Origin of the sequence: Bradyrhizobium sp. 157 (genome assembly GCF_023073815.1) — a bacterium.
Classification (GTDB): domain Bacteria; phylum Pseudomonadota; class Alphaproteobacteria; order Rhizobiales; family Xanthobacteraceae; genus Bradyrhizobium.
Genome location: NZ_JADPKF010000033.1, coordinates 179273 through 203293, shown reverse-complemented (window position 1 = coordinate 203293; position 24021 = coordinate 179273). Strand labels below are relative to the sequence as shown.

Here is a 24021-nt window from a genome sequence, read left to right as displayed (position 1 = left end):
GAACCATCAAAGCCGAGTTTGCGTGATCTGGACTCCACGCAAGTGAAAAAACTCCTGTCGCTGGCGCGGGACCGCGGTCGAAATGCCAGCAAGAACGGGATCACCCTGATTCCGGCGGTGCCGCGCGGCGGGCCGCTGGAATTGTCCTTTGCCCAGCAGCGGCTTTGGTTACTGGCGCAGCTCGATGGCGCCAACGCCAACTATCACATTCGCGGCGCATTGCACCTCACGGGTGATCTCGACATCGTTGCATGGCGTCGCAGCCTTGATCAGTTGTTTGCGCGTCACGCAGCGCTGCGCAGTGTCTTCCGCGTGGTCGAAGGCAAACTTTGCGTTGAATTGCTGCCGTCCGATGCGTGCCTGCCGGTGCTCGAACACGATTTGCGGCAACGCCTAGATGCCGAGCAGGAACTCGCGCGCTTGCGCCGCGAGGAGGTCGATACGCCGTTTGATCTCGCTGTGGGACCATTGATCCGCGGACGGCTGATACGGATAACGGAGAAGAAGTATCTATTCCTGCTCACCCAGCATCACATCGTATCCGATGGCTGGTCGATGGGCGTGCTCGTGCGCGAGCTGGGTGCGCTTTACCGAGCCTTCACGGCAGGCCAAAGCGATCCGCTGCCGCCGCTGGCAATCCAATATCCGGACTACGCCGCCTGGCAACGGCGGTGGCTGGCAGGTGAGCGATTGCAGCGGCAGCTCGACTATTGGCGGCAAGCGCTCGCGGGTGCTCCCGCGGTGCTCGAATTGCCGACAGACCGGCCGCGACTGCCAGTCAGGTCTCTCGCCGGCGCGTCATTGCCGATCGAGATCGACGCCGAGCTTGCGCATTGCATCAGGCTATTCAACCAGTCGCACCGCGCGACGGCATTTATGACGGTGCTGGCGGCATGGGCGGCGGTGCTGTCAAAACTTTCCGGCCAGACCGATCTCGTGATCGGCACGCCGACGGCCAACCGCAACAGGCGCGAAATCGAGGGCCTGGTCGGCTTCTTCGTCAACATGCTGGCGCTCCGCGTGGATTTGTCGGGTGAGCCTGATGTGGCGCAGTTGCTCAGCCGCGTGCGCGCTGTGGCGCTCGAAGCTCAGGATCACCAGGATCTGCCGTTCGAGCAACTCGTCGAGATCATTCAGCCGCCGCGGCGATTGGACCATACGCCGGTCTTCCAGGTCGTGTTCGCCTGGCAGAACAACGAAGCGGCGGTACTTGAATTGCCCGGCCTCCGCGCCGAGATTGCCGATATACCGCTGCAGCAGGTCAAGTTCGATCTTGAGCTAAATCTGGGCGAAGCGGATGGCCGCATCGTCGGCACCCTGAACTATGCAACGGCACTGTTCGACGAAGAGACGATCAGGCGTCACCGGGACTATCTGCTGGTCTTGCTGCGGGCCATGGTCGCCGACGCGGATCAGATCGTCGACCGGATCGACCTTATCGGCGCCGAGGAGCGCAAGCTCGTTCTGGACACATGGAACGAAACGGCTGCGCCGTTCCCATCGGAGCGTTGCATCCACGAGCTGTTCGCAGAACAAGTCCGAACCGCGCCCGAAGCCACAGCGCTGGTTCACGAGGACGTTCGCCTGAGCTATGGCGAACTTGATGCGAAGGCCAATCAGCTCGCACGGCACTTGATCGCTTTGGATGTGGAGCCGGATCAGCCGGTCGCGATTTGCCTGCAGCGCGGCATCGCCATGGTCGTCAGCCTCCTGGCCGTGCTGAAGGCGGGCGGCGCTTATCTGCCGCTGGATCCGGCCTATCCGGCGGAGCGGTTGCGCCAGATTGTCGAGGATGCAAAGCCGAGATTGTTGATCGCGGATGCTGCCGGACGCGCAATCTTCGCGAACATCGCGTGCGAGGTCGTCGACCTCGACGCGTGTGCACCCGCCATCGCAGCGCTCGCGACATCGAATCCACGTGACCTCGTCACGGGGCTAACCTCAAGGCATCTCGCCTACATCATCTACACGTCCGGCTCGACCGGCCGGCCGAAGGGGGTCATGGTCGAGCATCGCGGCCTCGTAAATCTGGCGCTGGCCCAGCGAGCGCTGTTTGACGTTTCCCCACGCAGCCGCGTCGTGCAGTTTGCTTCGTTCAGCTTCGACGCCAGCACCTGGGAAATTGTCATGGCCCTGTGCTCAGGGGCTGAGCTGTTTCTCGTCGGTCCGCGACAGCATCAAGATACGTCGGAACTGCTCGATTTTCTCTCGAACAACGCCGTTACGCACGCGACCTTGCCGCCGGCCATGCTGCAGGGGCGGGATGATCTCGACAGGCTGGCGTCGCTGCGGGTGCTCGTCCTCGCCGGAGAATTGCCCAAGGCGGAATTGATCAAGGCTCTGCCGCCTGGCGTTGCTGTTTTTAACGGCTACGGGCCGACTGAAACGACGGTCTGCGCTACCAGTTGGCTGCGGCCGGCGGGCTTTGATAGCGATGTCGTCCCAATCGGTCGCCCGCTTCCCAACACGCGGATCTATTTGTTGGACCGGCTCGGTGCGCCCGTTCCGCTCGGAGCGACCGGCGAAATATACATCGGCGGAGCAGGAATAGCCCGCGGGTATCTCAATCGCGCCGACCTGACAGTGGAACGTTTCGTGCGCGATCCCTTCAGTGGCGACGCTACCGCGCGAATGTATCGCAGCGGCGACCTCGGACGTTACCTGCCGGATGGGAATATCGCGTTCCTCGGCCGCAACGATCATCAGGTCAAGATCCGCGGCTTCCGCATCGAGCTCGGCGAGATCGAGTTTCGTCTCAATGAGCACGCCGGAGTCGCCGACGCGGTGGTGCTGGTGCGTCAGGATCACAGCGCTGACCCGCGGCTGGTCGCCTACGTGGCCGCGAAGGACGATGGCGTGAAGCTTGACGCCGGTGAATTTGCGGCTGCGATGCGCAATCACCTTCGTGCGTGCCTGCCGGACTACATGGTGCCATCGGCGTTCGTGCGCCTGGATATACTGCCGCTCACGCCGAACGGCAAGGTTGATCGCAAGGTGCTGCCCGCGCCGGATGATGATGCCTTTGCAAGGCGCAGTTTCGAGGCGCCGCAGAGCGAGATCGAGCAGATCGTCGCAAAGATCTGGACCGAGCTGCTCGGCGTTGATCGGATTGGGCGCAACGATCACTTCTTTGAACTGGGCGGCCACTCGCTGCTCGCAGTCCGCATGCTCGAGCGTTTGCAGCGACATTCGCTCCGCGCCGATGTGCGCACGCTGGTTGCAAAGCCGGTGCTGGCCGATTTCGTCACCAGCCTTAATGGTAGTGTCGCCGACGCTGTTCCAGCCAATCTGATTACGCCGCAGACGACGGCAATCACGCCCGAAATGCTGCCGCTGATCGCGTTGAAGCAATCCGACATCGACAGCATCGCGGCCAGAGTGCCCGGCGGCATCGCCAACATCCAGGACATCTACGGGCTATCGCCGCTTCAGGATGGCATCTTGTTTCATCATCTGCTGTCGAAGCAGGGCGATCCATACCTGCTGGTCGGACAGATGGCGTTTGCAAGTCGCGACCTGCTCGACCGCTATCTCGCCGCCGTTCAGCAAGTGATCGATCGCCACGACATTCTCCGCACGTCAATTCAATGGGAGGGGCTATCAGCTCCGGCGCAGGTGGTTTGGCGGCGCGCTTCTGTGGTCGTCACTGAGGTGGTGCTGGATCGCGACAGCCCGGCACAGGAACAGCTTGCGCGGCGTTTCGACCCGCGCCGCAATCGGATCGATCTCGGCCAGGCACCTCTGTTGCGATTTGCGGTCGCCCGCGATCCCGGCATGGAGCGATGGCTGCTGTTGGTATTGCTGCATCATTTGATCGGCGATCACTCCACGCTGGAGGTGATGCACGACGAAGTGCAGAAAATATTGTCGGGACGTGCCCGTGAGCTTTCGGCTCCGTATCCGTTTCGAAATCTGGTGGCGCAGTCGCGCGGATCGGCAGCCACCGCGGAGCACGAGCGCTTCTTCCGAAGCATGCTGTTTGACATCGATGAGCCGACGACGCCGTTTGGGCTGGATCGCGTGCATGGCGACGGTGATGGTGTGGCGGAAGCGCGGCGAGCGTTGCCGGAACAGCTCAATGCACGACTCCGCGTTTTAGCGCGGCGGCTCGGGGTGAGCCTTGCCAGCCTCTGCCATCTCGCCTGGGGCCAGGTGGTGGCGCGGAGCAGCGGACGCGAGCGCGTCGTGTTCGGCACGGTTCTGTTCGGCCGCATGCATGCGGGCGCCGGCGGCGATCGCACCATGGGACTGTTCATCAATACATTGCCGCTGCAGCTCGATCTCGATGGCACTGCGGTCGAGGACAGCGTGCATCATGCGCATGCCCGGCTCGCCGAATTGATGGCGCATGAACATGCGTCGCTGGCGCTCGCGCAACGATGCAGCGGTGTCGCCGCGCCGGCGCCCCTGTTCAGTTCGATCCTGAACTACCGTCACAATGCGACGCCGGCGAACCCGTCTGCGGACCAAAATAGCGCAGGCGTGCACGGCATCGAATGGCTCGGCGGCGAAGAGCGCACCAACTATCCCTTGATGATGGCGATCGAGGATTATGGTCAGGCACTGGGGTTGACCGCTCAGGTTGTCCATCCGCTCTCGGCCGATCGCATCTGCGCCTTGATGGAGCAGGCGCTCAATCAATTGGCGGAGGCGCTGGAGCATGCGCCTCGGTCTCCGATCAGACAGCTGGATATTCTGCCGTCCGAAGAGCGTCAGCTTTTGCTGGAAAGGTGGAATCGGACGCAGGCTCTATATCCGCCAGACCGCTCATTCGTCGAGCAGTTCGAGGCGCAGGTCGATCGATCACCTGATGCGGTGGCGCTGGTGTTTGGCGATGCGGAGCTGAGTTATCGCGCGTTGAACGCGCGCGCCAACCGGCTGGCGCGGCGGCTGCGCGATCGCGGCGTCGGAACCGACGTGGTGGTCGGGCTGGCGCTGGAGCGCGGCGCCGAGATGATGGTCGCGCTGCTCGCGGTATTGAAGGCGGGCGGAGCCTATCTGCCGCTCGATCCGGATTACCCGCCGGAGCGGCTGGCGCACATGCTGCGCGACAGCGCCGCGGCGCTGGTGCTGACGCAACGCACGCTGCTCGATCGGTTTGCACCCGTGCTGAAGGAGACCGGCGCCGAGGCCTGGCTGCTCGACGAGCAGGACAGCGGCGAGGGCGATGAGGCCGGCAACCTCGACGTCGCCGTCCATCCCGAGAGCCTCGCCTATGTGATCTACACGTCGGGCTCGACCGGCCTGCCCAAGGGCGTGATGGTTCGCCACGATGCGGTGACGAATTTTCTGGCGACGATGGCGGAGCGGCCGGGCCTTACGGCCAGTGACCGCGTGCTCGGTCTAACCTCGCTGTCGTTCGACATCGCGGTGCTGGAACTGTGGTTGCCACTCACGCTCGGGGCATGCGTGGTGCTGGCCGATCGCGCGGCCGCGCATGATCCGTCGCGGCTCAAGGCGACGGTGGTGAAGCACGGGGTCACCATGATCCAAGCAACGCCATCGGCCTGGCGGATGCTGCTCGATCATGACGGCCCGTCGCTACCCGCAAGTTGCCGCGTGCTGTGCGGCGGCGAGGCCCTGCCGCCGGACCTGGCGCGGCGGCTGATGGCGCAGGCCGGCGAGGTCTGGAACCTGTATGGCCCGACCGAGACAACGGTGTGGTCGACCCGCCATCGCCTCTATGGGCAGGACGACCGTCCGCTTCTGGGCGGCCCGATCGGCAACACCACGCTGCATATTCTCGACAACGACCTCAATCTGGCGCCGGTCGGCGTTGCGGGTGAGCTCTATATCGGCGGCGCGGGACTTGCGCGCGGCTATTGGCAGCGCGGCGCGCTGACGGCGGAACGCTTCATCCCCGATCCGTTCGGCACCTCCGGCGCGCGGCTGTACCGCACCGGCGACGTAGCGCGATGGCGGTCTGATGGCGTGATCGAATATATCGGCCGCGCCGACCACCAGGTGAAGATCCGCGGTTTTCGAATCGAGCTTGGCGAGATCGAAGCGCGACTCTTGGCGCAGGCTGGCGTGCGGTCGGCGGTGGTGGTGGCGCGCGAGGTTGGCGCTGCCCGCCAGCTCGTCGGCTATGTCAGCGGCGAAACATCGCTGGACGGGACAGCTCTCAAGACCGCGCTGTCGTCGTTGCTGCCGGACTACATGGTGCCGGCGCGGATCGTCGTGCTGGACCGGCTGCCGCTGACGCCGAACGGCAAGATCGATCGCAAGGCGCTGCCGGCGCCGGACCAGTTCGCGACATCAACCGAGCATGTGGCACCGCGCACGCCGGCAGAAGCGGCGCTTGCCGCGATCTGGGCCGACCTGCTGCGCCAGCCCAACATCAGCGTCACCGGCAACTTCTTCGAGCTCGGCGGCGACTCTCTCACCGCCGTCCAGCTCGTCAGCCGCATCAAGCGCGATCTCGGCCATGACCTGCCGCTGAACCGCCTGTTTGAAATGACGACCGTCGAGACGATGGCGGCGGCTCTTGCCCCGGAGATTCAGGTCGACAAGCGCAGCGACGACATCGCCGCGATGCTCGATATGTTGAAGGAAGTCGAACTTTCCGATGAATGATATCGCCGCCACGCAGAAGCAGCAGCTTAGTGATATCTCGCGACGCTTGATGCGTCTTGATGCCAGCAAGCAGCAAGCGTTCCTGACGCAGCTCGCGGCAAAGGGCGTCAACCTCGCCATGCTGCCGATTGCGCGCCAGCAGAAAACGCGGGCGCCGCTTTCCTTTGCGCAGTCGCGCCTCTGGTTTTTGTGGCGGATGGATCCGGACAGCGCCGCCTACAACATATCGGCGGCGGTACGGGTGCGAGGGCAGCTTCAACGGCACGCCCTGCAGCAGGCCTTCGATGCGCTGGTCGCCCGTCACAGCGCGCTTCGCACAGTGTTTCGGCAGGAGGGCAAGGCAGCCGAGCAGATCGTTCTCGACCCACAACCGTTCACGTTGCGGCATGTAGCGCTCGATGGCGATGACCGCGAACAGCAGGCGCATCGGCTGGCGCGGCAGGAAGCATCACGGCCGTTCGATCTCGAAGCCGGCCCGCTCATGCGTGCTGCCTTGCTGACGCTGGCAGAAGACGATCATTTCCTCGTCGTCAGCCAGCATCACATCGTGGCCGACGGCTGGTCGATGGGTGTGCTGGTCGACGAGTTCTGGCGCTTGTATGCGGCGGCTGCGTGCGGCGAGTCGCCGGGATTGCCGGAGCCTGACATCGAATATGCCGACTATGCCTGTTGGCAGCGGCTCTGGATGAGTGCGGTCGATGGCGAGCGCCAGGTCAATTACTGGACGGCGCGCCTCGCGGATCCGGCGGTGCTGCAGTTTCCAATCGATCGGGCGCGGCCGGCGGTTCCCGATCTCGCCGGCGCCGCGCTCCGCATGACGCTCGATCCGACGCTCGCCGATGGCTTGCGCGCGCTGGCGCGCCGGCACCAGACCACGCTATTCGTCGTCCTGCTGGCGAGCTTCAAACTGCTGCTCTATCGCTACACCGGCCAATCCGACATCAGCGTCGGCGTGCCGGTCGCCAATCGCCATCGTGATGAGACGCGCGGCGTGATCGGGCTGTTCGTCAACACCCAGGTGCTTCGCACACAGCTCGACAGTCGTGCGACGATCGCTGACTTCATCGCGTCCGTTCATTTGGCCGCGATCGAAGCCCAGGAGAACCAGGACCTTCCATTCGAGCGATTGCTGGAAATCCTGCAGCCCAAGCGCAGCCTGAGCCAGAATCCGCTCTTTCAGGTGCTCTACAATCATCAGCGCCGGCGCGTGTCGGGCAATCCGCCCGGCCGGACCGGTCTGCAGATCGAGAAGGTCGAGGCCGAAGTCGACACGGTCAAATTCGACCTCGCGCTCGACAGCGAAGAGGGACCGGCAGGCGAGATCCGCGCGATCTTTACCTATGCGACGGCGTTGTTCGAGCCGGCGACGATCGAACGCCTTGCCTCGCACTGGATCACGATCCTGAGCACGATGGTTGAGGACGGCGCGCAGCCGGTCGCCGGCATGGCACTGCTTTCCGCGCAGGAACTGGCCACGCTGCGTGAGTGGAACGGCAGGGATGCCGGAATAGCCGCGCCGTTTACGCCGGTGCACCAAACGGTCGCCCGGCTCGCCGCTGAAACGCCCGACGCTCCGGCGCTCATCTTTGGCGATAACATCGTCTCTTATGCCGAGCTTGACCGTCGTGCCAATCGGCTCGCACATCGTCTGATCCGCTTGGGCATCGGTCCTGCCGATCTGGTCGGTATCTCGGCGCGGCGCTCGCCATCGCTCGTTGCAGCCTTGCTGGCCATCTTGAAAGCTGGCGCGGCCTATCTGCCGCTCGATCCCGAGCATCCGGCGAAGCGGCAAGTCGGTACCATGCACGACGCCGGCGTGCGTCTCGTGCTGGTTGATGCAGAAGGTTCGGCACTCACTGCGCTGTCAGGCATCGCGGCTGTCCCGCTCGACGCAAGCGATCTCGACCAGGAGGCGGAGAACGATCCCGGCATTGCCGTCGAAGCAGCAAGCCTTGCCTATGTGATCTACACCTCGGGCTCCACCGGCATGCCGAAGGGTGTCGCGGTCGAGCACGGGCCGTTTGCGATGCATTGCGAGGTGACTGCCGGGCTCTACGACATGGGCCGGCACTCGCGCGAGCTGCACTTCCTGTCCTTTACGTTCGACGGCGCCCATGAGCGGCTCTGGACGGCGCTGACCTGCGGCGCGGCGCTCGTGATGCGTGACGAGAATCTGTGGTCCGCCGAACAGACGCTCGACGTGCTGCGCAAGCAGCGTGTCACCAATGCGGGCTTTCCGCCGGCCTATTTGCAGCAGCTCGCCGACTTCGCGGCGTGGCGCGGCGATCCGCCGCCGGTCGGGCTTTATTCCTTCGGCGGCGAGGCCATGCCGAAGGCGGGCTTCGACAAGGTCAAGCGCGCGCTAAAGCCGCGGACATTGATCAACGGCTACGGCCCGACTGAAACGGTGGTGACGCCGCTGGTCTGGAAGGTCGATGCCAGCGAGGAGATCGAGGGCAACTATGCGCCGATCGGCCGTCCGGTGGGACGCCGCTCGGCTTATATTCTGGATGGCGATCTGAACATCGTGCCGGTCGGCGTGACCGGCGAATTGTTCATCGGCGGCGAGGGACTGGCACGCGGCTATTGGCGGCGCGCCGGACTGACGGCCGAGCGATTCGTTCCCGATCCCCTTGGTGCGCCCGGCGCGCGGCTATATCGCACCGGCGATCTGGCGCGATGGCGCGCCGATGGCGTGATCGAGTATGTCGGCCGCTCCGATCATCAGGTGAAAATCCGCGGCTTCCGGATCGAGCTCGGCGAGATCGAGGCGTGGCTGATGCGCCAGCCGGGCGTGCGATCGGCCGTCGTCATCGCCCGTGAAGCCGGCATAACCAGCCAACTGGTCGGCTTTGTCGCCGGCGAGGGCGCGTTCGATGAAGCGGCAATGCGCGCGGCCCTTTCGGACGAGCTGCCCGACTACATGGTGCCGGCACGTATCGTGAAGCTTGAGCGGCTGCCGCTCACCGCGCACGGCAAGGTGGACCGCGAAGCCTTGCCTGCTCCCGATATGCCCACCGCTGTGGCCGCACATGTCGCGCCGCGTACCCCGACTGAGACGACGCTTGCCGGTATCTGGGCCGAGCTTCTTGGCCAGCCCGTGATTGGCGCTGACGACAATTTCTTCGAGCTCGGCGGCGATTCGATCATCTCGCTGCAACTGGTTGGCCGCGCCCGGCAGGCGGGCCTCGTGATCGAACCGCGTGACGTTTTCCGGCACCAGACCTTGCAGGAGCTGGCGCGGGCAGCGCGCATCGAACGGATCAATGAAGCCGTTGCTTCGGAGGAAGATCTGGAAGGCAGCGAACATCCGCTATTGCCGATCCAGGCGCGTTTCTTCAGCGAGGATGCCGGGGAGCGTCATCACTGGAATCAGGCTGTCCTTTTGATGCCGAAGGCGCGCCTGGATTGGGCGACCATTGAGCGCGCGGTCGCCGCCGTCGTGGCGCATCACGATGCCTTGCGTCTTAGCTTCAGGGAAGTCGATGGCGCTTGGCGCGCAACCTATGGTGCCGCGCCGGCAGTTTCGGAGTTGTTGTGGATTCGGAGCGGCATTCGCGATGCAGCCGAGGTAACGGCCGTCGCTTCTGCCGCCCAGGCGAGCCTGTCGCTGGCAGGACCGCTGCTGCGCGTGGTCGGCATGGATCTCGCCGACGGCAGCCAGCGGCTCCTCATTGTGGTGCACCATCTTGTTATCGATGGCGTGTCGTGGCGCGTGCTGCTCGAAGACTTTGCGGCGGCGTACGGGCAATTTCAGCAAGGCGCCGCGTCGATCGCGCTGGCGAGCAGCCAGTCCTATGCATCCTGGGGCGCGCGGTTGCAGGCATATAGCGGCACCGAAGAGGTCTCTGCCGAGTTGCCCTATTGGCTCGAACGGGGATCGCACGCCGATCTGCCCTGCGACGACGATCATGATGGCGTCGACCGGGTTGCCGAGGGCGAGGAAATCCTTCTGGCATTCGATGCCGGGCTGACGACGCGGCTGCTCAAGGAAGCGCCGGCTGCCTATCGAACCCAGGTCAATGATCTGCTGCTGGCGGCATTGACGCGGGCGATATCGCGCTGGAGTGGAATCGAGGACGTTGTCGTCGAGCTCGAAGGGCACGGCCGCGAGGACGTCTTCTCTGGGGCAGACATTTCCCGCACGGTCGGCTGGTTCACCACCGCTTTCCCTGTGCGCTTGCCGGGAGGCTCCAGCGGCGACGCTTCGCTGATCAAATCCGTCAAGGAGGAGCTTCGGGCGATTCCTGCCCGCGGCTTGGGCTACGGCGTGTTGCGCTATCTCGGCACCGACGCGCAGCGCCATGCGCTGACCGCGCTGCCCGATCCGCGCATCGTTTTCAACTATCTCGGCCAGTTCGATTCCAGCGTGGGTGAGGGTACGCCGTTCAGGATCGCGCCTGAGAGCGCCGGGCCGGCGCGCAGCGACACCGCGCCGCTTGGCCGCTGGCTGAGCATCAACGGCCAGGTGCGAGAAGGCCAGTTGCGGTTGTCGTTCAGCTACGGCCGCAGGCGTTACCGGCGAGCCACGATCGAACGCCTCGCAGAGCATTATGCCGCGGCGCTGAGAGAACTCGTCGGCCATTGCACAAGCGGTGCCCGCGGTGTGACGCCATCGGACTTCGCACTGTCGAATTTAAGCCAAGCCGATCTCGATCTCCTCGGCGCAACGATCGATTGCCGCGACATCGAGGATATTTATCCGCTGTCGCCGATGCAGCAGGGCATGCTTTTCCACGCGCTGCGCGATGGCGAAAGCGGCAACTACGTCAACCAGGTCGGTCTCGAAGTGCGAGGTCTCGATGCCGGCAGGTTGCGCGCAGCCTGGCACGAGGTGAGCGCGCGTCATGCGGTACTGCGGACCGGCTTTGCCTGGCGCGAACTGTCAGGCGCGGCACAGCAGGTTGTGTATCGCCATGTGATGCTGCCATTCGTGGAAGAAGACTGGCGCGAGCAGGCCGCAGCCATGGACTGCAGCGAACTCGAGGCGGCGCTGGCGCGGGCGTCGCAGGCCGAGCGCGCCAAGGGTTTTGACCTGTCGCAAGCGCCGTTGCAGCGTGTGCGGCTGATCCGGCTTGATGAAAGCCGCCACTGGCTGATCTGGACGCATCACCATATTCTGCTGGACGGCTGGAGTTCGGCGCGTCTGGTGGCCGAGATACTGCAACATGAGCGTGGCTATCGTTTGCCTGCCGTACAGGGCCGCTACCGCGACTACATCGCCTGGCTGCAACGACAGGACCGCGAAGCGTCGGCGACGTTCTGGCGCACGGCATTAGCGGAACTGGATGAGCCGGGCTTCCTGGCCGATAGGCTGGGAGGACCTGCAGCCACTGGTGCATCGGGCCATGGTTCACTCGACCTGCTTCTCAATGCCGATCTGACTGCAAGGCTGCAAGCATTTGCAAAGCGCGAGCGCGTCACGCTGAACACCCTGTTGCAGGGCGCGTGGGCGCAATTGTTGCGCCGTCATACCGGCAGGCGCGTAGTCTGCTTCGGCGCGACGGTGTCGGGCAGGCCGGCAGAGATCGGCGGGTCCGAGGAAATGGTGGGCCTGTTCATCAACACACTGCCGGTAGTGGATCAGGCAAGCCCGCAGACCGATGTGGGTGCGTGGCTTCGCGACCTGCAGGAACGCAACATCGATTTGCGCGATCACGGCTGGATGCCGCTCTACGAAATCCAGCGCCTCGCCGGACGATCCGGCCGGCCGCTGTTCGACAACATCCTGGTATTCGAGAACTATCCGATCGATCAGGCGTTGCGCGGCGAAAACGAAAGCGGTCGCCGTTTCGGGCGGGTCGAGCAGATCTCGATCACCAACTATGCCCTGACGGTGGCGGTGTTCGCCAAGGCCGACGGCATCAATCTCGGCTTCCGCTACGACCGTAACCGGTTCGATGAAGACCAGATCAGATATCTGCAGCTCACGCTGTCGCGGCTCCTTGCCGAGATCATCGCAGACGCCTCCCGGCCGCTGGGTGAGATCAGCGGTCTCGATACGGATGAGACGCGGAAAGTGCTCGGCTGGAGCGGCGGCTTCGCCAAGGCTCCGAATGTCGGCAACAGCATCGTCGCTCAGATCGAGGCACGGGCGGCTGCTTCGCCATCCGCTATCGCGTTGGTGTTCGGCGATCGCGAGGTCAGCTATGGCGACTTGAATGCTCGCGCCAATCGTCTGGCGCGACGGTTGCAAGGCCACGGCATCCGCCGCGACCAGTTGGTCGGGCTCGCACTGGAGCGCAGCGTCGAGTTGATCGTCGGCGTTCTCGCAGTGCTGAAAGCCGGCGGAGCCTATCTGCCGCTCGATCCCGATTATCCGCCGGACCGTCTTCTGCATATGCTGCGCGACAGCGGAGCCGCGCTGGTGCTGACGCAAGGCCGGTTAGTAGAGCGCCTTGCGCCTGTGATCGCGGAAACTGCCGTCGAGGCCTGGCCCATCGATGAAGAGACTAGGGCGCCGACCGGAGTGCGGGCTCGTAATCCGGACGTGGCGCTGCATCCGGACAGCCTCGCCTACGTGATGTACACGTCGGGATCGACCGGCATACCGAAGGGCGTAGCTTGCACGCATGGCGCGCTGGCCGCGCGGCTTGGGTGGATGCAGGCGGAATATCGCCTCGATGCCGGCGAGACGTTGCTGCAGAAAACGCCGTTCAGCTTCGACGTCTCGGTCTGGGAGATCCTCTGGCCGCTAGCAACCGGGGCACGGCTTGCGATCGCAGCGCCGGGCGCGCATCGGGAGCCGCGGCTGCTGGTCGATGCCATCGTCGTCCATGAGGTGACGACGCTGCATTTCGTGCCGCAGATGCTCGAACATTTTGCCGAGCCCGAAGCGAAACGCTGCGTTACCCTCAAGCGGCTGTTTGCGGGTGGTGAAGCCTTGTCGGCGGAACTGAAGACGCGTGTGCTCGCAGCGTTTCCCAACGTGCGTTTCGACAACCGCTACGGTCCAACCGAAGCCTTGATCAACGCCACGTTCTGGAACTGTCGCGACGATGGCGCGGCGCGGGTGCCGATCGGACGGCCGATTCCGGGTACGGTCACTCGTATCCTCGATACCGATTTGAACATGGTCCCCGCCGGCGTGACGGGTGAATTGTTCATTGGCGGAGCAGGGCTGGCGCGGGGCTATTGGCGACGTCAGGCGCTGACGGCGGAACGCTTCATTCCCGATCCCCTTGGCGGCCCTGGCGCGCGGCTATATCGAACGGGTGATTTGGCGCGTTGGCGCGCCGACGGCGCGATCGAGTATGTCGGGCGGTCCGATCACCAGATCAAGATTCGCGGCTTCCGCATCGAGCTTGGAGAGATCGAGGCGCGGCTGCTCGAGCAGCCCGGCGTCCGCTCTGCGGTGGTCGTGGCGCGCGAGGTCGGAGCCGCTCGACAACTCGTTGGCTATGTCAGTGGCGCGAGTGAACTGGGGGAGTCGGCTCTGCGGACGGCGCTGTCGGCCGTACTGCCTGATTACATGGTGCCGTCGCGGATCGCGGTGCTGGAGCGGCTGCCGCTGGCGCCAAACGGCAAGATCGACCGCCAGGCGCTCCCGGCGCCTGACGTGGCGTATATCGGCGCCGAATATCAGGCGCCGCGCTCGCCAGCCGAACTGGCGCTCGCGGCGATCTGGGCCGAACTGCTCGGCCGTCCTGCTGTCGGTCTTGCCGACAATTTCTTCGAACTCGGCGGCGATTCGATCATCTCGCTGCAGATGGTGAGCCGGGCCCGCCGCGCCGGTTACCTGATCGAACCGCGCGACGTGTTTCAGCATCAGACGCTCGAAGCACTGGCGCTGGCCGCACGTGCCGAGCAGCGCAGCGAAGCGCTCGCCGAGCAGGGCCAGGCCACCGGCCCGCACTCGTTGCTGCCGATCCAGGCGCGGTTCTTTGCGGAGGACGCAGGAAAACGCGATCACTGGAACCAGGCGGTGCTGCTGCGGCCGAGAGATCATCTCGACTGGGAAATGATGCGGCGCGCGATGGCGGCCGTGGTCGATCATCACGACGCGCTGCGGCTTCACTTCGAGGAAAGCGCGGGAAGGTGGCGCGCGGAGCACGGCCCTGCACCCGCCGCCAGCGATTTGCTTTGGATCCGAAGCGCGGCCGATGGGGAAGCCGTGACAGCGTTGGCGTCTTCGGCGCAGGCAAGTCTTTCGATATCGAGAGGACCGCTGTTGCGTGCGGTCGGGATCGATGTCGCCGATGGCACTCAGCGTCTCCTGATCGTGATCCATCATCTGGTTATCGACGGCGTGTCATGGCGGATTCTGCTGGAAGATATTGCCGCTGTGTACGCACAGCTAGTGAACGGCGACGCGACGGTTGCGCTTCCGCCGAAGAGCCACGCCTATGCCGTGTGGGGCAAGCGGCTGCAAGATTATGCAGCATCGCCCGAACTGGCGGCCGAACTTTCCTATTGGATCGATCGCGGGGCGAATGCGGAGTTTCCCTGCGATGACGACCATGACGGCAGCGACTATGTCGCCGATACCGATGAAGTCCTGCTCACGTTCGAACGGGAACTGACGCAGCGCCTGCTGACGGATGCGCCGTCTGCCTACCGCACACAAATCAACGATCTCCTTCTCGCCGGTCTCGCGCGTGCTGTCTGGCAGTGGAGCGGGCAGGACGATGTGCTGGTCGAACTGGAAGGCCACGGCCGCGAGGACCTGTTCGGCGATCTCGACATCTCACGCACCATCGGCTGGTTCACCACCGCCTTTCCCGTGAGGCTGATTGGTGGATCGCAGGACGCTTCGTCATTGATCAAGACCGTGAAGGAGGATCTGCGCGGCATTCCCGCGCGGGGGCTCGGCTATGGCGTGTTACGCTATCTCGGCTCGGAACAGCAGCGCACGGCGCTGTCTGACAATGCCGAGCCGAAGATTACCTTCAACTATCTCGGCCAGATCGACGGCGGCGTTGAAGACGCGGCGTTGTTCGCCATGGCATCGGAAAGCGCGGGCCCCTCGCGTGATGCATCGAGCCCGTTGCGGCGCTGGCTCAGCGTGAATGGCACCGTCCGCGAAGGCCAGTTGCGGCTCTCGTTCGGCTTCGATCGTAAACGCTATCGGCGCGAGACGATCGAGCAATTGGCCGGGTTGTACGAAGCGGCGCTGCACGAGTTGGTCGAGCATTGCATCAGCGGCGCCTGTGGCCTGACGCCATCGGATGTGGCACTGTCACGACTTGGCCAAGCCGATCTCGACAGGCTGCAGTTGGATTGGCGAGAGATCGAGGACATCTATCCGTTGTCGCCGATGCAGCAGGGCATGCTGTTCCATGCCATGCACGACGGCGAGAGTGGGCTTTACGTCAATCAGGTTGCCGCGGAAGTGCGCGGCCTCGATGCCGGAAAGCTCCATCGCGCCTGGCAGGCGGTCAGCGACCGACACGCGGTGCTGAGAACCGGCTTTGTCTGGCGCGACCTGGCAGGCTCGCCGCAACAAATTGTTTATCGTCGTGCTGAGGTGCCGTTCGTCGAGGAGGACTGGCGCGCGCGGGCCGCGGCGTCCGAGCCGTCCCAGTTGGAGGCTGCGTTAACCGAAGTTTCACTGCGCGAACGGGTCGAAGGGTTTGACCTGTCGAAGCCGCCCCTGCAGCGCGTGCGGCTGATCTGGCTCGGAGAAGATCGTCATTGGCTGATCTGGACCCACCATCACATTCTTCTCGACGGATGGAGCTCGGCGCGGCTGATCGCCGAGGTGATGCAGCACAACGGCGACGGGCGGTTGCCTGCATTGCAGCGTCGTTATCGCGACTACATCGGTTGGCTACAGAGCCGGGACAGCGATGCATCGGCGGCGTTCTGGCGCAATGCAGTGGCAAAGCTCGAAGAGCCAAGCTTCCTGGCAGGCGGTTCGACCGAACATGCAGACGCAGAGTCGTCCGGCCACGGCATGCTCGCGCTGGAGCTGGATGTTGCCGCGACGGAACGCCTGCAACAATTTGCTGCGCGGGAGCGTGTGACGCTGAACACGCTGGTACAGGCGGCATGGGCGCAATTGCTGCGCCAATATACCGGGCAGGGCACGGTTTGCTTCGGCGTCACCGTATCAGGCAGGCCGCCGGAATTGGCCGGCGCCGAGGACATGGTGGGTTTGTTCATCAACACCTTGCCGGTCGTCGACGATGCCAATCCGCAGCAGAAGGTCGGCGCATGGCTGCGCGACCTGCAGGATCGCAATCTGACCTTGCGCGAGTATGGCTGGACGCCGCTCTATGAAATCCAGCGCCTGGCGGAACGTCCCGGGCGGCCGCTGTTCGACAGCATCCTGGTGTTTGAGAATTATCCGGTCGACCGCGCGCTGATGGGAAAAAATGGACTGATCCGTGTCGGCGAGACCAGGATCGTCGAGACCAGCAATTATCCGTTGTTCGCGAGCATCTGCCTCGATGAGCGGTTGCGGTTGGTCTTCAACTATCAGCGCAAGCATTTTGACGAGGCGCAGATCGCGCGGTTGCAACGCGGCTTTGTGCGGCTGATGGAAGCGTTGAGCGTCGACGCCGATCGGCCTGTCGGCACGATCGCGGCCAGCGATCCCGCTGACGATGCGCTGCTCTCCCGGGCGAACGACACGCGCTGCGATGAGCCGCGCCGGGGAATTATCGAGCAGTTCGAGGCGCAGGTCGGTCAATCTCCTGACGCGGTGGCGCTGGTGTTTGGCGATGCGGAGCTGAGTTATCGCGCGTTGAACGCGCGCGCCAACCGGCTGGCGCGGCGATTGCGCGATCGCGGCGTCGGAACCGACGTGGTGGTCGGGCTGGCGCTGGAGCGCGGCGTCGAGGTGATGGTCGCGCTGCTCGCGGTGTTGAAGGGGGGCGGGGCCTATCTGCCGCTCGATCCGGATTACCCGGCCGAGCGGCTGGCGCACATGCTGCGCGACAGCGGCGCGGCGCTGGTGCTGACGCAAAGCACGCTGCTCGATCGGTTTGCGCCCGTGCTGAAGGAGACCGGCGGGGAGGCCTGGCTGCTCGACGAGCAGGACAGCGGCGAGGGCGATGAGGCCGGCAACCTCGACGTCGCCGTCCATCCCGAGAGCCTCGCCTATGTGATCTACACGTCGGGCTCGACCGGCCTGCCCAAGGGCGTGATGGTCCGCCATGATGCGGTGACGAATTTTCTGGCGACGATGGCGGAGCGGCCGGGCATGACGGCCGAGGATCGCGTGCTCGGCCTGACCTCGCTGTCGTTCGACATTGCGGTGCTGGAGCTATGGCTGCCGCTGACGCTCGGGGCATGCGTGGTGCTGGCGGATCGCGCGGCCGCGCATGATCCGTCGCGGCTCAAGGCGACGGTCGTGAAGCACGGGGTCACCATGATCCAGGCAACGCCATCGGCCTGGCGGATGCTGCTCAATCATGACGGCCCATCACTGCCGGCGAGCTGCCGCGCGCTGTGCGGCGGCGAGGCCTTGCCGCCGGACCTGGCGCGGCGGCTGATGGCGCAGGCCGGCGAGGTCTGGAACCTGTATGGCCCGACCGAGACCACGGTGTGGTCGGCCCGCCACCGCCTCGATGCACAGGACGATCGTCCAGTTTTGGGCGGACCGATCGGCAACACCACGCTGCACATCCTCGACAACGACCTCAACCTGGCGCCGATCGGCGTTGCGGGTGAGCTCTATATCGGCGGCGCGGGACTTGCGCGCGGCTATTGGCGGCGCGGCGCGCTGACGGCGGAACGCTTCATCCCCGATCCGTTCGGCCCGCCGGGGACGCGGCTGTACCGCACCGGCGACGTAGCGCGATGGCGGTCTGATGGCGTGATCGAATATATCGGCCGCGCCGACCACCAGGTGAAGATCCGCGGCTTTCGGATCGAACTCGGCGAGATCGAGGCGCGGCTTCTCGAACAGCATGGCGTGCGCTCGGCGGTCGTGGTGGCGCGCGAGGTCGGCGCTGCCCGCCAACTCGTCGGCTATGTCAGCGGCGAAGCGTCGCTGGATGGGGCCACGCTCAAGACCGTGCTGTCGTCGCTGCTGCCGGACTACATGGTGCCGGCGCGGATCGTCGTGCTGGAGCGGCTGCCGCTGACGCCGAACGGCAAAATCGACCGCAAGGCGCTGCCGGCGCCGGACCGGCTCGCGATATCAACCGAGCGCGTCGCACCGCGCACGCCGGCAGAGGCGGCGCTCGCCGCGATCTGGGCCGACCTGCTGCGCCAGCCCAACATCAGCGTCACCGACAATTTCTTCGAGCTCGGCGGCGACTCGATCACTTCGCTGCAGATGGTGAGCCGCGCGCGCCGCGAGGGCGTATCGATCGAGCCACGCGATGTCTTCCGGCACCAGACGATCGAAGCGCTGGCCGCGTTGTCCCGCGACGTAGGCCCGAACAAGGATACTCTCGCACCTGCGCGTGGCTCACTGTCGGGTTTGAACAGCGAACAGCTCGATCGGCTTGAACTGGATTGGGACCGCATCGAGGACATCTATCCGCTGTCGCCGATGCAGCAGGGTATGCTGTTCCACAGCCTGCGCGACGTCGGCAGTGGCGTTTACGTCAACCAGGTCAGCGTTGAGATCCGCGGACTTGATGCGGAGCGCCTCGGGAGAGCATGGCGGGAGGTGACCGCACGCCATCAGATGCTTCGGACCGGATTCCTGTGGCGCGAGCTTGCCGGGTCTCCGCTGCAAGCCGTCTATCGCGACGCCGTCGCGCCGTTCGAACAAGAAGACTGGCGCGGGCAAGCCATAACCGATGAGCGGATTGCGGCGGCGCTTGCCGGCGAACGCGCCGCCGAGTTCGATTTATCGGTGCCGCCGCTGCAGCGCGTGCGGCTGCTGCGCCTCGAGGACGACCTCTATCGGCTGATCTGGACCTATCATCACATCCTGATGGACGGGTGGAGTTCGGCAAGGTTCGTCGGGGAAGTGCTGGAATGCTATTATGGCGGCGCGCCCGCGGCGAACCCGACGCGTTACCGCGACTACATCGCCTGGCTGCTGGCGCAGGACGCCAAGGCTGCCGAAGCTTTCTGGCGCGAACAGCTCAAGACATTCGAAGAGCCGACGCAATTGGCCGATGCCTTCGGCTCGCGCCGCCATGATGCATCCGGCCACGAGCGTTGTTACACGCGACTTGGAGAGACGGCGACTGCGGAGCTGAAAGCGTTCGCGCGCCGTGAGCGGATCACGCTCAATACCATCGTTCAGGGCGTATGGGCGTTGCTGCTGCAGCGCTATACCGGCCAGCAGACCGTGACATTCGGCGTTACGGTTGCCGGCCGCCCGTCTAGTCTCGACGGATCGCAGCAGATGCTCGGGTTGTTCATCAACACGCTGCCCGTGATCGAGACGCCAAAGTCTGCGAGCACGGTTGGAGACTGGTTGCGCGCGCTTCAGGATCGCAATTCGGCGATCCGGGATTACGAGCATACGCCGCTCTACGATATCCAGAGCTGGGCCGGCCGTGCCGGTCAGGCCATGTTCGACAGCATCATCGTGTTCGAGAACTATCCGATCGAGCGCAGCATGCACCGCGGCGACGGCTCGCTGCAGTTCGGCGGCCTCAGGAATGTCGACGTGACGAACTATCCGATGGATCTTTCGGTGCTCGTCGAGGACACGCTTCAGGTCGAGTACACCTATATGCCCAGCCATTTCACGGCGGCACAGACGACGCAGATCAAGGCGCAGTTCGAGCAACTTCTGGCCGCGCTGACGCGAGATTCGTCGGCGTTGCTTGGTGGTATCGATCCGGTTACGGCGATGGATGCCGCGCTCGCCGAAAACTGCAATAGTCGCGCGACGTCGGCGGTTCCATTGCCGCTGGTGCATGAAGCGATCAGCGTTCACGCACGGCGTCATCCGGAACGGACGGCGCTTACCATCGGTGGCAAAACGCTCTCGTTCGGTACGCTCGACGCCAGGGCCAATCGTCTTGCCCATCACCTTATTGCGCGCGGGCTTAAGCCCGAACAGCGCGTTGGCGTCGTGGTCGAACGAACCGAGGCGACGATGGTCGCGCTGCTGGCCGTCCTGAAAGCGGGCGGGGCCTACGTTCCGCTCGATCCGGAGATTCCGGCCGAGCGGTGCGCCTTTGTCATGCGCGATGCCGGGATCTCGTTCTTGCTGACGGGACAGCTCGATGTCCGCGAAGGCTTGGATGGTGTCGAGAGAATCTCCCTTTCGACATTCGATTTCGATGCCGGGCCGGACCATGCGCCGCAACCGGAGCTGCATCCCGGTAACCTCGCTTATTTGATCTACACGTCGGGCTCGACGGGCACGCCAAAGGGCGTGGCCGTCGCCCATGGGCCGCTCGCGATGCACTGTCACGTCACGGGTAGCCTCTACGAGATCGACGAGAATTCGTGCGAGTTGCACTTCCTGTCGCTCGCCTTCGATGGCGCCCATGAACGCTGGCTGACGGTCCTGTCGCATGGCGCGCGCCTGTTGATGCGGGATGCGGAATTGTGGACGCCGGAGCAGACGGTCGAGAATTTGCACGCGCATCGTGTCAGCCACATCGGGTTGCCGCCGGCCTATCTGCAGCAGGTCGCGGAATCGGTCGAGCAGGCGGGCAACCCGCCGCCGGTCAAGCTCTACTCCTTCGGCGGCGAGGCGATGCCGAAGGCGGGCTTCGACAAGGTAAGGCGCGTTCTGAAGCCGCGTATCCTGATCAATGGCTACGGTCCGACCGAAACCGTCGTTACGCCGCTGGTCTGGAAGGTCGATGGCGCCTGCGAATGCGAGACACCTTACGCGCCGATCGGTTTGCCGGTCGGCGACCGCTGCGCCTACATTCTCGATAGTTCGCTCAATATCATTCCCGCCGGTGTCGCCGGCGAGCTCTATCTCGGCGGCTTCGGACTGGCGCGCGGCTATCACGGTAAGGCGGGCATGACCGCCGAGCGTTTCGTGCCCGATCCATTCTCGGCGGTGCCGGGGGCGCGGCTATACCGGACCGGTGACCTCGCGCGCTGGCGCGAAGACGGTACCGTCGAATATCTCGGCCGCAGCGATGATCAGGTCAAGGTCAACGGCTTCCGGATCGAGCTTGGGGAGATCCAGACCTCGCTGCTTCGTCACGAGGAGATCGAACAGGCAGCCGTAGTGGCGCTAGCGGGCGCGGCCGGAAACCAACTCATTGCCTATGTCGCGCCGAAGACGGCAAAGAACGCAGCGGGAGATGCTGCCGAGGGCTTGGTCGACAGATTGACCGGCTTCCTGAAGCAGACTTTGCCTGTTTACATGGTGCCGGCGCGGATCATGGTGCTTGAGCGACTGCCGGTGTTGTCGAGCGGCAAGATTGACCGGCGTGCGCTGCCGGCGCCCGACTCGGCCGGTCGAAGCTTCGTGGCTCCGCAAGGGCCGGCCGAAACCGCGATGGCGCGGCTGTGGGCCGACATCCTCAAGCTGCCGCAGGTCGGCGTCACCGATAATTTCTTCGAGCTCGGCGGCAATTCGATTCTTAGCCTGAAGGTCGTGGCCCGGCTGCGGCAGGACAAGACGTTTGGCATCGAGATCAAGCTTCGTGATCTCCTGCAGAAGCCGACGATCCGCGCGCTGCTCGCGGATAACGCTTCCTCGGCGCCCGCCGCTGCGCCGCCGCCGACCGCGCTGCTGCCGCTGAACTCCGCGGTTAATGGCGCACATCCGGTGTTCTGCGTGCATGGCGGTTTTGCTACCGTTTTCGATTACGGGCCGCTGGCGCGCCGCCTTGAAGGACGCCGGCAAGTGATTGGGCTGCAGTCCAGGATGCTGGTCGATAGTTCGTGGAGCGACCGGTCGCTCGAAGCAATGGCGGCGGACTATGCGAACGAGATTAGGCGGGTTCAGCCAAACGGTCCCTATAGTTTGATCGGCTGGTCGCTCGGAGGCCTTCTCGTCACTCTTGTTGCCGCCGAGCTCGAACGGTGCGGTGAACGCGTCGATTGTCTCCTGATGGTCGACAGTTTTGTGCTGCGTCAGCACGGCGGATCGGAGCGGCAGGAAACGGTCGCCCACTGGACCGATGATCTCGCCGGATTGCTCTCGGCCGTTCTTCCGCACGCAGCAGCCGTTCGCATCCACGCGCAAGCGGAAGCCGCAAAGCGCACGGGCATGCTGGAGACGTCGGAGACTGTCCGGCATCTGGTTGCGCAAATATTGGAAGAGGTGCAGGGAGTTTCGGCGGACGACACATTGCTCGGTGTCGACGACCTGTCCGGCGCTTTCGCAGTCGGCCGGCACCTTAAGACGCTGACGCAGAACGCTGCGCCGCCGCGGAGTCTTGCGGCCAAGCCATTGTGCTGGTGGACGTCGGGCCGCCTGACGCAGCGTGATCGGCTGGAGACGCAACTGCCTGATGCCATTGACCGCGGCATCGTTGGAGATAATCACTTCACGATCCTCAGGGATGCCGGCTTGCTCGATGAGATCTGCAGGCTGCTCGTACCGGAGACGGCATCCGCGGCGCCGCAAGACACGGTGCCGGAACCGGCGGAGTGAACATCTATATGAGCCTTGATCCCGATATTGCCGCACTGCTCGAGATGGTGCAGGCCGGCACCGAAAGCGGGGCGCGCATTCCGTTTCCGCAACTGACGGCCGTACAGGCACGCGCCGATTTCGATGCATCTTCGCCGCTGCTCGATGTAGATCCGCCGGCGCTCGCTTACGAGCGCCATCTCGCGCTGCCGACGCGCGATGGAGCCACGATCGACGCGCGGCTCTACGCGAAGCAGGAGCCGAGCCGTCGCAATCCGACGCCGGTCCTGCTCTATATGCACAGTGGCGGCTTTGTCGTCGGAAGCCTGGACTCACATCAGCCATTGTGCCGCGGTCTCGCCGAAGACAGCAACGCGGCCGTGCTCGCGATCGGCTATCGGCTTGCTCCGGAGCACAAGTTTCCGACCGCGTTCGAGGATGCGGTCGATGCGCTGGCCTGGATCGGCCGCGAGGGGCCTGCTGCGGGGTTGGATGCCGGCCGCGTCGCCGTCGGCGGCGATAGCGCTGGCGGAACGCTCGCCGCGGCACTCGCCATCGACGCCAAGGCGAACCGAAACTTGCCGCAGCCCGTCCTCCAGGTGCTTGCCTATCCCGGCCTGAGCTCCCGGCAGACGTCTAATTCCTACGAACGGTATGGCTCCGGCTATCTCCTGGAACGCAGCACCGTCGACTGGTTCTTCCGGCAATATCTCCGCGACGATTCCGACCGTGACGATTGGCGGTTTGCGCCGCTGGCCGCGGAAGATCTCTCGGGGCTGCCCCCTGCGCTCATCGTCCTTCCCGAGTACGATCCCCTGATTGACGAAGGGCGCGAATACGCAGCAAAGCTCCGCGCCGCCGGCGCTCCCGTCGACCTGCAGATCTATCCGGGCATGATCCACGAATTCCTGCGGATGGGCAATGTCGTGGCCGATGCCCTGAAGGCGCGGGCGGCGATCGGGCAGGCGCTGGCCAGCGCGTTTCGCGCCGCAGGCGAAAGGCAGCGGCCGGGCATGGAAAAACAGGGCATATGA

Annotated in this window: 3 protein-coding genes; all 3 read left to right on the top strand. The window is 64.5% G+C overall.

The window, feature by feature from the left end:
• The first annotated feature begins 42 nt into the window (after positions 1-42).
• Genes IVA95_RS08035 through IVA95_RS08025 form a run of 3 tightly spaced genes read left to right on the top strand, consistent with a single transcriptional unit; the run spans position 43 to position 24021 of the window.
• On the top strand, positions 43-6576 hold the full coding sequence (locus IVA95_RS08035; RefSeq protein WP_247510020.1) for a non-ribosomal peptide synthetase: 6534 nt from the start codon (positions 43-45) through the stop codon (positions 6574-6576).
• A complete protein-coding gene (locus IVA95_RS08030; protein WP_247510019.1) occupies positions 6569-23008 on the top strand; it encodes a non-ribosomal peptide synthase/polyketide synthase in 16440 nt (5479 codons plus the stop codon). The genes IVA95_RS08035 and IVA95_RS08030 overlap by 8 nt, the downstream gene beginning before the upstream one ends.
• The gene (locus IVA95_RS08025) at positions 23005-24021 is read left to right on the top strand and encodes an alpha/beta hydrolase (RefSeq protein WP_247510018.1); all 1017 of its coding nucleotides are present in this window, start codon (positions 23005-23007) and stop codon (positions 24019-24021) included. The genes IVA95_RS08030 and IVA95_RS08025 overlap by 4 nt, the downstream gene beginning before the upstream one ends.

Bases quoted from the DNA above. Each gene is read 5' to 3' on its own strand.
- IVA95_RS08030 (WP_247510019.1), top strand. From the start codon at position 6,569: ATGAATGATATCGCCGCCACGCAGAAGCAGCAGCTTAGTGATATCTCG.